Source organism: Blastococcus sp. SYSU D00695 (assembly GCF_054050555.1).
Genome location: NZ_JBJGZP010000010.1, coordinates 36,713 through 50,148, shown reverse-complemented (window position 1 = coordinate 50,148; position 13,436 = coordinate 36,713). Strand labels below are relative to the sequence as shown.

The window sequence follows — 13,436 nt, the reverse complement described above, 5'->3', positions numbered from 1 at the left end:
CGGGCGGGACGGTAGACCGGGGGCATGTCGCCGACGCGCCTGGTGCTGGTGCCCGGTCTGGGGCTCGACGAGCGGTCCTCGGCGCGGCTGCGGGCCCGCCTGGACGCCGACGTCGTCCTGCTGCCCGGCATGGGCCGGCGCGGACCGGTGCCCGGGCTCGACCTGCTCGCCCGGCGCCTGCGCGCGGCGCTGCCCGACGGGCCGGTCGTGCTGGTCGGCCACTCGCAGAGCTGCCAGGTGGTGGCCACCGCCGCCACGGACCCGCGGGTCGCCGCGGTGGTGCTGCTGGGCCCCACCACCGACCCGCGGCTGCGCTCGGCCCGCGGCCTGCTGGGCCGCTGGCTGGTCACCGCCTGGCGGGAGCCGTGGGCACAGGTGCCGCTGGTCCTCGCCCAGTGGCTGGCGACCGGCCCGCGGGCGATGGCCGCCCTGTGGCGACGGCTGTCGCCGGACCCGGTGACCGCGCGGCTGGGCCAGGTCGCGGTCCCGGTCACCGTCGTGCGCGGCAGCCGGGACCTGCTGTGCTCGGCCCCGTTCGCGGCGGCGGTCGCCGCCGCGGCACCGCGCGGGCGGCTCGTGGAGCTGCCCGGCGCGGTGCACATGACGGTGCACACCCACCCGGCGGAGGTGGCAGCGCTGCTGCGCGCCGTCCGCGGGTCAGCGGCGCCGGGGGGCCAGCACCGCGAGGACGGCGAGCGTGACGAGGGCGCCGATCTCGACGACGGCGGTCTCGCCCCACAGGTGCGCCGCGGGTGACTCGACGAAGTCGAACAACCCCGGTGACCGGCCGAACAGCTCCACGCTCGACAGCAGCAGCCCCGCCAGCGACCCGGCCGCGAACAGCGCGCCCAGCGTGGCGGCGAGGGGCAGGAGCCGGGGCGGCGCGACGAGCACCAGCAGGGCGCCGCCGAACCCGAGGACGGCCTGCAGCAGGAAGGCCGGCCCGATGACGTCGATCGAGTCGTAGCCGTCCTGCCACAGGTACAGGTGGATGCCGGCGATCGCGGCGAGCAGGGCGGCGCCGGCCAGGCGCAGCAGGGCGACGGCGGTGCCGCCGCCCCGTCGCCGGGTGGCCGCGGGCGGGGCGGGGGCGGCGGTCACGTGACCGTCACCGTCACCTCCATGCCCATGGCCCGGTGGTTGCCGACCGAGCAGTAGAAGACGTACTCGCCCGGCTCCAGGGTCACCTCGACCGACGTGGTCGCGCCGGGGGCGACGGTGTCGGTGCCGGCCACGTCCGCGCCGTCCCGCTCGACCACGAGGTCGTGGGTGCCGCTCCCGTCGTTGGTGAGCTCGATCGTGTACTGCCCGGCCGCGAGCTCGGTCGCGGGCAGCTCGAAGTCGAAGTCCACCGAGGTGACCGCCAGGGTCGACGCCTGCGGGGCCTCGCCGCTCTGCGGGGCCTGGCTGCCGGAGGTGCCGGCGGCGGTGGAGCTGGCCGCGGTGGAGCTGGCCGCGGTCTCGCCGGCGGTGGTCGGGCTGTCGGCGGCCGAGCCGCCGTCGTCGTCCCCGCCGCCGCAGGCCGCCAGCAGGCCGAGCGCGGCGGCGAGCAGCCCGGCGCGCAGGCGGCGGGTCCGGGGGGTGGTGCCGGTCGGACGCTTCACGGGGTCCTCCTCGCGGACGGGGAGCGCCGGCCGGTGCCCCCTCCCCGAGATCCTGCAACCTTGAAGGAGGTGCGGGAAGCCCCGTCCAGGGTCCTGACAGGCGGCCGTGACCTGCCCGAGACCCACCGCGCCGCGGTCAGGCGCTGCGGGCGGCCCGGCGCGCCTCTCGGGCGGCCTGCTTGGCCTGCCGGGCGGCCTGCTTGCGCGCCTTCTTCACGGTGATGCGGGGCCGGCGCTCCATCGCCCCGCGGGTCAGCAGGCCGACGCCGATCCCGAGCAGCCAGACGTCCTTGGCGACGGCCAGCCCCTCCTGGGTCGGCGCCAGGCTGCCCTCCTTCCGCATGCCCGGCGTCTTCAGGTAGAGGCCGAGCAGGCCGCCGGAAAAGCCGGTGAGCAGCAGGCCGGCGACGGCGGTCGGCACGAACGGGGTCAGCAGGGCCGCGCCGATGGCGATCTCGGCGGCCGCCAGGCCGGAGACGAACTGCGCCGGCTGCACGTCCTTGAGGAAGGGGTAGGTGCCGGCGGCGAACCCGTGCAGGCCGGCCGCGGTCGCCTCGTCGGCGTCGCGCTTGCCGAGGCCGCTGTTGAGGATGAACGCGCCCGCGGACAGCCGCGGGCCGATCTCGGACAGGGTGATGGGCAGACCCATGGGACACCTCGCTGGAGCGGTGGATCGGCCACCGGGGGCCGGCGACCTCCGGCTCCCTGTGCCCGTCCCCGGGCAGGTCAACCCTCCGGCGGCCACCCGGCGATCATGACGTCCGGGCGGCCGCCGGCCACGGCGCGGGCGGCGCCGTGGCCGGCGGGCCGGGTCAGCGCGCCCGGCGCGAGCGCCCACCGCTGAAGGAGGCCGCCGAGTGCGTGCCCGCGCGGGCCGCGAGCTCGGCGCGGGTGCGCGCCGGACCGGCGGTGCGGCCCGCCCCGCCGCGGCCCGAGGTCCCCGAGCCGCCCGAGGCGCCCGAGCCACCGGTGCGGGCGCCGCCGGCGTTCCCGCCCGCGCCGGTCCCGCCACCACCGGAGCGCCGGCGGCGGCCGCCGCCGGTGCCCTGCGGCTGCGGGGCCGGCGCCGGGGCGGGCTCGACGTACGGCGCGGCCGGGCCGGTCAGCCCGGTGATCGCCGCGTCGCCGGGCCGGACGGCGGTGACGGTGGGGGAGATGCCCGCCTGGCGGGCCAGGGTGCGCACCTCGCCGGCCTGGTCGGGCGTGCTCACCGTGACGACGGTGCCGCCGGCGCCGGCGCGGGCGGTGCGACCCGAGCGGTGCAGGTAGGCCTTGTGCTCGGCCGGCGGGTCGACGTGGACGACGAGCGAGACGTCGTCGACGTGGATGCCGCGGGCGGCGATGTCGGTGGCGACGAGCACGCGGGTGCCGCCGGTGGAGAAGGCCTCGAGGTTGCGCTCGCGGGCGTTCTGGCTGAGGTTGCCGTGCAGGTCGACCGCGGGCACGCCGGCGGCCGTCAGCTGCTTGGCCAGCTTCTTGGCCTGGTGCTTGGTGCGGGTGAACAGCACGCTGCGGCCCAGTCCGGAGGCCAGCTGCCGCACGACCTCGGCCTTGTCGGCGGCCTGCACCTGGAAGACGTGGTGGGTCATCGTCGACACCGGCGCCACGGCCGGGTCGACCGAGTGCGTCGTCGGGTCGGTGAGGTAGCGCTTGACCAGGACGTCGACGCCGTTGTCCAGCGTCGCGGAGAACAGCAGCCGCTGCCCGACCTTGGGCGTCCGGTCCAGCAGCCGCTTCACGCCGGGCAGGAAGCCCAGGTCGGCCATGTGGTCGGCCTCGTCGAGGATGGTGACCTCGACGGCGGAGAGGTCGGCGTGGCCCTGGCCGATGAGGTCCTCGAGCCGGCCCGGGCAGGCGATGAGGACGTCGACGCCGGCGGCCAGCGCCTGCACCTGCGGGTTCTGCCCGACGCCGCCGAAGACGACGGTCGTGCGCATGCCCAGCGCGGACGCGAGCGGCTCGACGACGGCGGCGACCTGGTTGGCCAGCTCGCGGGTCGGCACGAGCACCAGCGCCCGCGGCCGGCGCGCCGTCCGCCGGCTGTCGGAGGCGGCCAGCCGGGCCACCAGCGGCAGGCTGAACGCCAGGGTCTTGCCCGAGCCGGTGCGGCCGCGGCCGAGCACGTCGCGGCCGGCGAGGGTGTCGGGCAGCGTGGCGACCTGGATCGGGAACGGCGCGGTGATGCCGCTGGCGGTGAGCACCTCGACCAGCGGCGCGGGGACGCCGAGCGCCTCGAACGTGGTGTCCGTGGGCAGGACGGTGGCGACGTCGCCGGCGGGGACGACGGCGGGCGCGGCCGGGGCCGCGGCGTGGCTGCCGGGGGCCTGGACCTGGGGTGCCCGGGTGTGGACGTCCGGGCCGCGGGTGGCCGGGCCGGAGGCGGCCTCGGCGGCCGGGCGGGTCTGCTCGCCGGCCGGGCGGGTGCCGCGGCCGCGGCCACCGCGGCGGCGGCGGGGGCGGCCCTCGCCGACGGAGCCGGGGGACGCGGGGGTGTTCTGGGGGGAGCTCATGGACGACTTCCTCGACGATCGCGTGGCCGTCCGGGACCCGGGCGCGCGCCGGCGCACGACTGCGGGGCAGCGGCGGGCGTCGTCGGCTGGGACGTCGGACGACCGGGCGCGCCAAGGTGGCGCGGCCTCGGTCCGACGTCGCGTCCAGCCGCCCCGGTTGGGCAGCGGACCGGCGCCGGTACGTCCCACTCAACCAGACCGGCCGTCCGCGGCTGCCCTCAGGCGGGGGAGTGTCCGGTCACACCCGGGCCGGCGGGTGTGCCTGCCGCGGTGCCCCGGTAGCTGCGCCGGTAGGCGTTCGGGGCCACCCCGATCGCCGCCCGCAGGTGCTGGCGCAGCGAGGCCGGGGTGCCGAACCCGGCGTCGGCGGCCACCCGGTCGACCGAGGCGTCGGTGGACTCCAGCAGCTGCCGGGCCAGCGCCAGCCGCTGGGCCGCCAGCCAGCGGAGCGGGGAGACGCCGGTCTCCTCCCGGAAGCGCCGGGTGAAGGTGCGCACGCTCATCCGCGCGTGCGCCGCCAGGTCGGCGAGGGTGAGCGGCTCGCCGAGGTGCTCGGTGGCCCAGGACCGGGTGGCGGCGGTGCCGGTGCCACCCGGGTCCGGCAGCGGCCGCTCGACGAACTGGGACTGGCCGCCCTCCCGCCACGGGGCGACGACGTTGCGCCGCGCCGCCCGGTTGGCGACCTCGCTGCCGTGGTCGCGGCGGACCAGGTGCAGCAGCAGGTCGATGCCGGCCGCGTTGCCCGCCGAGGTGAGCACGTCGCCGTCGTCGACGAACAGGACGCCGGGGTCCAGCGCGACGGCCGGGAAGTGCCGGCGGAAGGCCTCGGCGTGCATCCAGTGGGTGGTGGCGGGGCGGCCGTCCAGCAGCCCGGCGGCGGCGAGCACGAACGCGCCGGTGCAGATCGACACCAGCCGGGCGCTGGCGGTGGCCGCACCGCGCAGCACCCCCGCGAGCTCCTCGGGCACCCGGCCCTCGGTCATCGCCGGGCCGCCGAAGACCCCGGGGACGACGACCGTCCGGGCGCCCGCCAGCGCCGAGGCGTCGTGCTCGGGCAGCACGCTGAAGCCGGCCGAGGTGCGCACCGGGCCGCCGTCGAGGGTGGCCACGCGCACCCGGTAGAGCGGCCGCTCCTCGCCGTCGACCGCCGAGCCCAGCAGCCGGTGCGGCAGGCCCAGCTCGAAGGCGATGCAGTTCGGCAGCGCGAGCACCACGACCTCGTGGCGGATCGGGGACATGGCCGGATGTTTGCACATGTTGGCCGTCGGGCCACTCGTCGTGCCGGGGCCGGGCGGGCGATCCTGTCCGGCGTGACGACCGCCGCGCCCCGTCCGGCTCCCGCCGCCGCACCGCCCGCCGCTCCCCGGCGGGTCCACCCCGCCTGGTGGGTGGCCGCGGTGACGTTCCTGGCGCTGGTGGGCGCGGCGGCCTTCCGCGCGGTGCCCGGGGTGCTCATCGACCCGCTGCGCGAGGAGTTCGGCTGGTCGGTCTCCACCATCTCCGCCGCCGTCGCCGTCAACATGGCGCTGTACGGGCTGACCGCGCCGTTCGCCGCCGCCCTCATGGAGCGGTTCGGCATCCGCCGGGTCGTGGTGTGCGCGCTGCTGCTGGTCGCGCTCGGCAGCGGGCTCACCGTCCTCATGACGGCGAGCTGGCAGCTGGTGCTGCTGTGGGGCGTGCTGGTCGGCCTGGGCGCCGGCTCGATGGCGCTGTCGCTGGTCGCCACCGTCACCGGCCGGTGGTTCGTCGCGCGGCGCGGGCTGGTCTCCGGCGTCCTCACCGCGGGCGGCGCGGCCGGGCAGTTGGTGTTCCTCCCGCTGGTCGCCTGGATCGACGGCACCTGGGGCTGGCGGGCGGCGTCGCTGGGCACGACCGCGGCCGCGCTGGCCGTCGTCCCGCTGGTGGCGTGGCTGCTGCGGGACCGCCCGCGCGACGTGGGCGCCGTCCCCTACGGCGGGACGGCGGCCGACGACGTCGACCCGGTCCGCAGCGGCGCCGCGCGCACCGCCGTCCAGGGGCTGCTGTCGGCGGCGCGCTCGCGGGTGTTCTGGCTGCTGGCCGGCGGGTTCCTCATCTGCGGGTTGTCGACCAACGGCCTGGTGCAGCCGCACTTCATCCCGGCCGCGCACGACCACGGCATGCCCGTGACCACGGCCGCGGGGCTGCTGGCGCTGGTCGGCGTCTTCGACATCGCCGGCACCGTCCTGTCCGGCTGGCTGACCGACCGGGTCGACCCGCGGATGCTGCTGCTGGCCTACTACGGGCTGCGCGGGGCGTCGCTGTTCCTGCTGCCGGCGCTGTTCGGGCCCGACCTGCAGGCCAGCATGATCGTGTTCATCGTCTTCTACGGCCTCGACTGGGTCGCGACGGTGCCGCCGACGCTCGCGCTGTGCCGGGAGCACTTCGGTGCCCGCGCGCCGGTCGTCTTCGGCTGGGTGTTCGCCGCCCACCAGGTCGGGTCGGCGTTCGCGGCCTTCGGCGGCGGCGTCGTCCGCGACGTCACCGGGTCCTACGACGTGGCCTGGCTGGTCGCCGGGGGGCTGTGCCTGGCCGCGGCGCTCATGTCGGTCTCGATCGTCCGCCGCACCCCGCCGCCTCCGGCCGAGCGTGTGCGCCCCGGCCGCGAACGGGGCCCCGGAGCGCCGCGTCAGCGCACACGCTCGGGCGGCGGGAGCGCTACCGGTGGCGCCCGTGCAGCAGCCCCATGAGGCGGACGAGACCGTCGGTGGCCTGCGGCGGCCGGCTGAAGCTCATCAGGTTCCCCGGCAGCGGGAACCGCTGGCGGGTGATCGCCTTGGCGCGGGTGAACTCCTTGAGCCCGTCCGCGCCGTGGATCCGCCCGAAGCCGCTCTCGCCGACACCGCCGAAGGGCAGCGACGGCACCGAGGCGAAGGCCAGCACCGCGTTGATCGACGTCATGCCGCTGCGCATCCGGCGGGCCAGGTCCATCGCCTTCGCCCGCGACCGGGAGTACACCGCGCCGGCCAGCCCGTGCGGGTTGGCGTTGGTGCGCTCCAGCGCCTCCTCGGCGTCGCGCACCCGGGTGATCGTGACGGTGGGCCCGAAGGTCTCCTCGCGGACGGCGGCGGAGTCCTCGGGGGCGTCCACGATCACGGTCGGGGAGACGTAGCGCCCCTCGACCGTGCCGCCGACGAGCACCCGCGCGCCGGCGGCCGTGGCGTCGTCCAGGTGCCGGCGGACGACGTCGGTCTGCGACGCCATCGTCATCGGCCCGTACGCGGCCCCGTCGCCGGAGCCGGGGCGCAGGTCGCGCGCCCGCGCGGTGACCTCGGCGACGAAGCGGTCGTAGACGGCGTCGGTGGCGTACACCCGCTCGATGCCGATGCAGGTCTGCCCGGCGTTGCTCATCGCGCCCCACACCGCGGCGTCGGCGGCGGCGGCCACGTCGGCGTCGTCGTCGACGATCATCGCGTCCTTGCCGCCGAGCTCCATGAGCACCGGGGTGAGGGTCTCGGCGCAGGTGGCCATGACCCGACGGCCGGTCGGCGCCGAGCCGGTGAAGGCGATCTTCCCGACGCCGGCGCGGCACAGCGCCGCCCCCGTCCCGCCGGAGCCGGTGACGACCTGCAGCGCGTCGGCGGCGTCGGGCACGGCGGCGCGCCACGCGTCGGCCAGCCAGGCGCCGATGGCCGGGGTGTGCTCGGACGGCTTGAAGACGACGGCGTTGCCGGCGGCCAGCGCGTAGGCGATCGACCCCATCGGCGTGAACACCGGGTAGTTCCACGGGCCGATCACGCCGACGACGCCCAGTGGCTGGTACTCCAGGTGGGCGGCGTGGTTGGCGGCGAGCAGACCGGAGGGGACGCGGCGCGGGCCGAGCACCCTGCGGGCGTGGTTGGCGGCCCAGGCGAGGTGGTCGATCGCCAGGGTGATCTCGAGGACCGCGTCGGCGTGCGGCTTGCCGTTCTCCCGGTGCACCAGGCCGGCGAGCTCGTCCATGTGCCGGGCCAGGTGACCGCGGTAGGCCGCCAGCCGGGTGCGGCGGCCGTCGTGGCCGAGGGCGGCCCAGGCCCGCGCGGCGGTCCGGGCGCGCTCGACGGTCTCGGCGACCGCGGCGGCGTCGTGCACGGGGAAGACCCCCACGACCGCCCCGGTGGCCGGGTCCGTGGACTCGAACGTCGGGGCGGTGGCGTCCCGGTCGGCCGTGCCCGCGGGGGCCGCGGCGTCGGTGTCCAGGTCATCGGCGAGCGACATGAGCCGCAGGTTACCGGCGCGTAGCGCGAGGACCCCCCGCTCCCGGGCCCGCGACCGCGTCCGGCGGCGGGCCGCTCAGGAGGTGCCGGCGGCGTCCTCCAGGGCCTCCCGGTCGGACTCCAGGACGTCGGCGGCGGCCACCACGACGTTCGGGTCGGGCCGGCCCACGACGTCGTCGTCCTTGCCGTCGTACTCCGAGCGGCACAGCAGGTAGCGCATGGCCTCCAGCCGCGCCCGCTTCTTGTCGTTGCTGCGGATCACCGTCCACGGCGCCCACGGGGTGTCGGTGGCGGCGAACATCGCCTCCTTGGCGGCGGTGTAGTCGTCCCAGCGGTCCAGGGAGGCCAGGTCGGTGGGGGAGAGCTTCCACTGCCGCACCGGGTCCAGCTGCCGGACGACGAAGCGGGTGCGCTGCTCGCGGCGGGAGACGGAGAACCAGAACTTGACCAGCGTGATGCCGCTGTCCACCAGCATCCGCTCGAACTCCGGGCACTGGCGGACGAACCGCTGGTACTGCTCCTCGGTCGCGTAGCCCATCACCCGCTCCACGCCGGCGCGGTTGTACCAGGACCGGTCGAAGAGCACGATCTCGCCGGCCGCGGGCAGGTGCTGCACGTAGCGCTGGAAGTACCACTGGCTCTGCTCGCGCTCCGAGGGCTTGTCCAACGCGACCACCCGCGCGCCGCGCGGGTTGAGGTGCTCGGTGAACCGCTTGATCGTGCCGCCCTTGCCGGCGGCGTCGCGGCCCTCGAACACCACGACGACCTGCTGGCCGGTCTCCTTGACCCAGTACTGGAAGCGGAGCAGCTGGATCTGCAGCCGGCGCTTCTCCTGCTCGTAGTCGGGGCGGGGCAGCCGCTCGGTGTACGGGTAGTCCTCCCGCCAGGTCTCCACCCGGCGCCCGTCGGGGCCGTACAGCTCGCCGTCGTCGTCCCAGTCCTCGTCGGAGTCGACGTCGGGCAGGGCCTTGAGCCGGTACTGCGAGAGGTCGATGGCCGAGGCGAGGGAGGGCGCGGGGGCGGTCACCCCGCGGGGATACCCGGGCCGGACCGGCCCTCACCCGTCCCGCTGCGATGCTGGCGACCGTGCCCGACGCCCGCCCCGACGTCTTCGCCACGGCCGCGCTGCGGGAGCGGGTGCTGGCCGCGTGGTCGGCGTCGCCCGCCCGCTTCCGGGAGGACGCCAACGCCGAGGAGGACCTGGTCCGCGGCGGCTACCGGGACCGGCTGCTGGTCGAGCTGGCGCAGAACGCCGCCGACGCCGCCACCCGCGCCGGCGTCCCCGGCCGGCTGCGCCTGGAGCTGGCTCCCGGCCCGGCGGGTGAGGTGCTCCGGGCGGCCAACACGGGCGCCCCGCTGGACGCGGCCGGCGTCGAGGGCCTGGCCACGCTGCGCGCGTCGGCGAAGCGGGACGAGCCGGGCAGCGTCGGCCGCTTCGGCGTCGGGTTCGCCGCCGTCCTCGCGGTCTGCGACGAGCCGGCGGTGCTCTCCACGACCGGCGGGGTCCGCTTCGGCGCCGCCGCGACCCGGGCGGCGGTGACCGCCGTCCCCGCGCTCGCCGCCGAGGTCGCCCGCCGGGACGGCGGCGTGCCGGTGCTGCGCCTGCCCTGGCCGGACGTCGGCGCCCCGCCGGAGGGGTTCGCCACCGAGGTGGTGCTGCCGCTGCGCGCCGGTGCCCGCGCCGCCGTGCGGGCGGCCCTGGACGGCCTGACCGCCGAGCTGCTGCTGGCCCTGCCGGGCCTGGCGGAGGTGGAGGTGGTGGTCGACGGCGCGTCCCGGCTGCTGGCGTGCGCCCGCGACGGGGACACCGCCCGGCTCACCGACGGCGGCCGGACGACGACGTGGCGGCTGGCCGAGCGCTCCGCCGAGCTGCCCGACGACCTCCGGGACGACCGCGCCGTCGAGGACCGCGACCGCCGCCGCGCCGCCGCCACCTGGGCCGTGCCGCTGGACGACGACGGCCGCCCGGTGCCGCTCCCGCTGCCGCAGGTCGTGCACGCCCCGACCCCGAGCGACGAGCCCCTGTCCCTGCCCGCCCGGCTGCTCGCGCCCCTGCCGCTCGGTCCCGACCGCCGGCACGTCCTGCCCGGCCCGGTGACCGACCTGCTCGTCCGGGTGGCGGCCGACGCCTACGCCGACCTGGTCGCCGCGCTCGCCGAGGACGGTGACGCCGCGGTCCTGGCCCTCGTCCCGCGGGTGGGGCTGGCCGCCGCCGAGCTCGACGCGGCGCTGGGCGGTGCGGTGCTCGACCGGCTGCGCGACGGCGCCTGGCTGCCGGTCGCCGGGGAGCCGGGGTCCCGGCAGCCGCCCGGGCGGGCCGCCGTGCTGGCCGAGCCCGCCCCCGGGCGGGTCGCGGCGCTGGCCGGCGTCGTGCCCGGGCTGCTGCCCGACGCCTGGTCGGGTCGGGCCGCCGCGCCGGCGCTGGCGGCGCTCGGCATGCGCCGCGTCGGCACGGCGGCGGTCGCCGAGGCCGTCACCGGGGTGGACCGGCCGCCGCGGTGGTGGGCGCGGTTGTACGAGGCCCTGGACGGGCTCGACGCCGGCGAGCTCGGCGCCCTGCCGGTGCCGCTGGCCGACGGGCGCACCGCCCCCCGCGCCGCCGGGGTGCTGCTGCCGGGGCCCGGCCTGCCGGCGACCGGGCTGGACCCGCTGCGGCTGCCGCTGGCCTCCCCGGAGGTGGCGGCGCCGGCCGCGGCCCGGCGGCTGCTCGAGCGGCTGGGCGCCCGGCCGGCCACCGCCGCGCAGGTCCTGGACCACCCCGCCGTCCGCGCCGCGGTGGAGGACTCGCTGGACGCGGCCGAGGACGCCGGCGGGGACCCCGCGGGGCGGGCGGCCGCCGTGCTCGCCCTGGTGGCCGCCGCCCGCCCCGCGCCCGGCGCGCTGCCGTGGCTGGCCGAGCTCGCCCTGCCCGACGCCGCCGGGGGCTGGGCGCCCGCCGGTGACCTGCTGCTGCCCGGCGCGCCGCTGGCCGCGGTGCTGGCGCCGGGGTCGCTGGGGGCGCTGGACCCGGCGGTCGCGGCGGAGCACGACCCGGCCGTGCTGCGCGCGGCCGGGGTGCTGGACACCTTCGCCGTCGTCCGCGCCGAGGACCCCGACGACCTGGACGTCGACGGGGCGCGGGAGTGGGCGGACGCCGTCCTCGACCGGCTGCCCGCGGGGAGCGGCCCGCCGGTGTGGCCGCCGGTGACCGCCGTCCGGGACCTGGAGCTGGTCGCCGACTGGCCACGGGCGCTGCCGCTGCTCGCCGCGCTCCCGGCGGACGTGCGGGCCGACGTCCGGTTCGCGGGCACCGCCGTCCCCGGGTACCTGCGCTGGTGGCTGCGCACCCGTCCGGTCCTGGACGGGCGCCGTCCCGACCGCCTGCGGGCGCCGGGCAGCACGGAGTTACAGGGACTGTACGAACCGGCGCAGGCCGCGCCGGCCGTGCTCGACCTGCTGGCCCCCGCGGTCACGGTGGACGACGTCCTCGCCGACCCGGACGCCGCGATCGACCTGCTCGACCGGCTGGGGGACCCGGACCGGACGGTGCGGCCGGACGTGCTCCGGACGGTCTACGCCCGGCTGGCCGCGGCGCTGGCGGGCCTCGACGTCGCGCCGCCGGCGCGGGTGCGGGTGGGCCCGGCGCGGGTCGCCGATCCCGACCGGGAGCGGGTGCTGGTCCTCGACGTGCCGTGGCTGTACCCACTGGCCGACGGGCCGCTGGTGCCGGCCGGCGGGGCGCCCGGGGCGGTCGCCGACCTGCTGGACCTCCCGCTGGCCGGGGAGGAGCTGTCCGGGGCGGTCCAGGGCGCGCCCGCCCGGGTGGCGCGGTGGGCCGACCTGCCCGGGGCCGGGGTGGCCGCGGCCCGGCTGGGGCTGCCGGAGCTGGCGGGCGAGGTCGCCGTCCACGACCGGCCGACCGTCCGCGGCCGCGCGGTCGCGTGGTGGCCGGGGGAGGAGCGCGACGCCGTCGACGGCAGTCCCGGCGCGCTGGGCCGGGCCCTGGCCTGGCGGTCGGGCGCGTGGCCGCTGCGGCAGGCGCTGGCCGAGGCGTTCGCCGAGCCGGACCGGGCGGACGCGCTGGCCGCGGAGGACGGCGTCGGGACCTGAGCGCGCGAGCACCCCGCCGGCCGCGGGGGCCGGCGGGGTGTCCCTCGGTAGCGGGTCTACTGCCAGCGCGGGATCGCGTGCGCGCCGGGGGCGTGGCCGTGCGGGGACGGCCGGCCGCCGCCGCGCCGTCCGCCGGGGGCTCCGGTGGGCACCCGCCCGGCCGACTGCCAGCAGCGGAACAGCGACAGCCACTGGTCGGTGGCGAGCGCGGCCACGCGGGCGGTCGGGGGCAGGCCGGCCGCGGCCAGCCAGCGGACGCCGGCACCGCCGGGCAGCTGGGCGCGCAGCACCGGCCCGAGGGCGGGCGAGGGCGCCGACACCACCGCGTGGACCAGCCGCTCGAAGTCCCCCACCTCGGCGGCGGGCAGGGCGTCGCGGGCGGGGACGGCGGCGGGCGGGAGGGCGTGCAGCGGGCGTGACAAGGGGACCTCCAGGGAGGTGCGCGCCGGAGCGCGGGCAGCCGGCGACCGGGTACGGGAGCGGAGGACGCGCCCCGGGTGCGGGGGCGCCGCGGTGCCACGACGGGCAGGACGGCGGCGCGGGGACGCGACGGCGGGGAGCGGTGCTCGACCCGCGGGGACGTGCCGGGGGGCTCAGGAACGCATGGCGCAGACGTTAGGGACGCCGCCGTGCGCGCGCCACCGATTTACCGCAGACCGCCGGCGCCGGTCGGGAGCCGCCCGTGGATCCGCGCGCTCAGGCCGTGCTCAGGCCGTGCCGCCGCCGTCGGTCCGCTGCGCCTGGCGCGCCTGGTGGGCCTCCCACCGGGCGCGGTCGCGGGCCCGCTTGCCGGCGTCGCGCTCCCACTTCTGCTTGCGCCTCCGGGCGCGCTCGTCCTCCCGCTGCTCGTAGCTGGAGTGCTGGTCCCAGTCGGCCGCGGTCACGACGAGGGCGACGAGGGCGCCCCCGAAGACCGCCACGGCGGCACCGACGACGGGGTCGAGGAGGAGGAAGGCCGCCGCGGTGGCGACGGCCCACACCAGGGCCCCGGGGACCAGTCGTCTGCGCACGAGGACCAG

General features: G+C 78.4%; 12 protein-coding genes. 3 read left to right on the top strand and 9 right to left on the bottom strand.

Annotated elements, in window-relative coordinates:
- Positions 1 to 24: 24 nt before the first annotated feature.
- Complete coding sequence (locus tag ACI781_RS08870) at positions 25 to 756, top strand: alpha/beta fold hydrolase (protein WP_456565722.1); 732 nt, start codon at positions 25 to 27, stop codon at positions 754 to 756.
- Here ACI781_RS08870 and ACI781_RS08865 read toward each other — a convergent pair.
- From ACI781_RS08865 to ACI781_RS08845, 5 genes are all read right to left on the bottom strand, one after another.
- Positions 658 to 1,101: a hypothetical protein gene (locus tag ACI781_RS08865; RefSeq protein WP_456565721.1), complete on the bottom strand. Its 444-nt coding sequence runs from the start codon at positions 1,099 to 1,101 to the stop codon at positions 658 to 660. The two genes, ACI781_RS08870 and ACI781_RS08865, sit on opposite strands and share 99 nt — an antisense overlap.
- The gene (locus ACI781_RS08860) at positions 1,098 to 1,604 is read right to left on the bottom strand and encodes a cupredoxin domain-containing protein (protein WP_456565720.1); all 507 of its coding nucleotides are present in this window, start codon (positions 1,602 to 1,604) and stop codon (positions 1,098 to 1,100) included. The genes ACI781_RS08865 and ACI781_RS08860 overlap by 4 nt, the downstream gene beginning before the upstream one ends.
- A 136-nt stretch (positions 1,605 to 1,740) precedes the next feature.
- Positions 1,741 to 2,253: a hypothetical protein gene (locus ACI781_RS08855; protein WP_456565719.1), complete on the bottom strand. Its 513-nt coding sequence runs from the start codon at positions 2,251 to 2,253 to the stop codon at positions 1,741 to 1,743.
- 163 nt (positions 2,254 to 2,416) lie between these two features.
- Positions 2,417 to 4,114 carry a DEAD/DEAH box helicase gene (locus tag ACI781_RS08850; RefSeq protein WP_456565718.1) on the bottom strand — a complete coding sequence of 566 codons (1,698 nt, stop codon included), beginning with the start codon at positions 4,112 to 4,114 and terminating at the stop codon, positions 2,417 to 2,419.
- A 218-nt stretch (positions 4,115 to 4,332) separates the two neighbouring features.
- Positions 4,333 to 5,352, bottom strand: a complete 1,020-nt coding sequence (locus ACI781_RS08845) for a GlxA family transcriptional regulator (RefSeq protein ID WP_456565717.1) — start codon at positions 5,350 to 5,352, stop codon at positions 4,333 to 4,335.
- 72 nt (positions 5,353 to 5,424) lie between these two features.
- On the opposite strand from ACI781_RS08845, the gene ACI781_RS08840 reads away from it, so the two are divergent.
- Positions 5,425 to 6,822 (top strand): MFS transporter, encoded by a 1,398-nt coding sequence (locus tag ACI781_RS08840; RefSeq protein WP_456565716.1) that lies wholly within the window; start codon positions 5,425 to 5,427, stop codon positions 6,820 to 6,822.
- Here ACI781_RS08840 and ACI781_RS08835 read toward each other — a convergent pair.
- Positions 6,791 to 8,329, bottom strand: a complete 1,539-nt coding sequence (locus ACI781_RS08835; protein WP_456565715.1) for an aldehyde dehydrogenase family protein — start codon at positions 8,327 to 8,329, stop codon at positions 6,791 to 6,793. The two genes, ACI781_RS08840 and ACI781_RS08835, sit on opposite strands and share 32 nt — an antisense overlap.
- Before the next feature lie 75 nt (positions 8,330 to 8,404).
- A complete protein-coding gene (gene ppk2 / locus ACI781_RS08830) occupies positions 8,405 to 9,355 on the bottom strand; it encodes a polyphosphate kinase 2 (RefSeq protein WP_456565714.1) in 951 nt (316 codons plus the stop codon).
- 59 nt (positions 9,356 to 9,414) lie between these two features.
- Here ppk2 and ACI781_RS08825 point away from each other — a divergent pair, with 59 nt between their 5' ends.
- Positions 9,415 to 12,417 (top strand): sacsin N-terminal ATP-binding-like domain-containing protein, encoded by a 3,003-nt coding sequence (locus ACI781_RS08825; protein ID WP_456565713.1) that lies wholly within the window; start codon positions 9,415 to 9,417, stop codon positions 12,415 to 12,417.
- 56 nt (positions 12,418 to 12,473) lie between these two features.
- Here ACI781_RS08825 and ACI781_RS08820 read toward each other — a convergent pair whose 3' ends face one another.
- Both ACI781_RS08820 and ACI781_RS08815 read right to left on the bottom strand, forming a co-directional pair.
- A complete protein-coding gene (locus ACI781_RS08820; protein WP_456565712.1) occupies positions 12,474 to 12,839 on the bottom strand; it encodes a hypothetical protein in 366 nt (121 codons plus the stop codon).
- A 285-nt stretch (positions 12,840 to 13,124) separates the two neighbouring features.
- Positions 13,125 to 13,427, bottom strand: a complete 303-nt coding sequence (locus tag ACI781_RS08815) for a hypothetical protein (protein ID WP_456565711.1) — start codon at positions 13,425 to 13,427, stop codon at positions 13,125 to 13,127.
- Between the last annotated feature and the right edge of the window lie 9 nt (positions 13,428 to 13,436).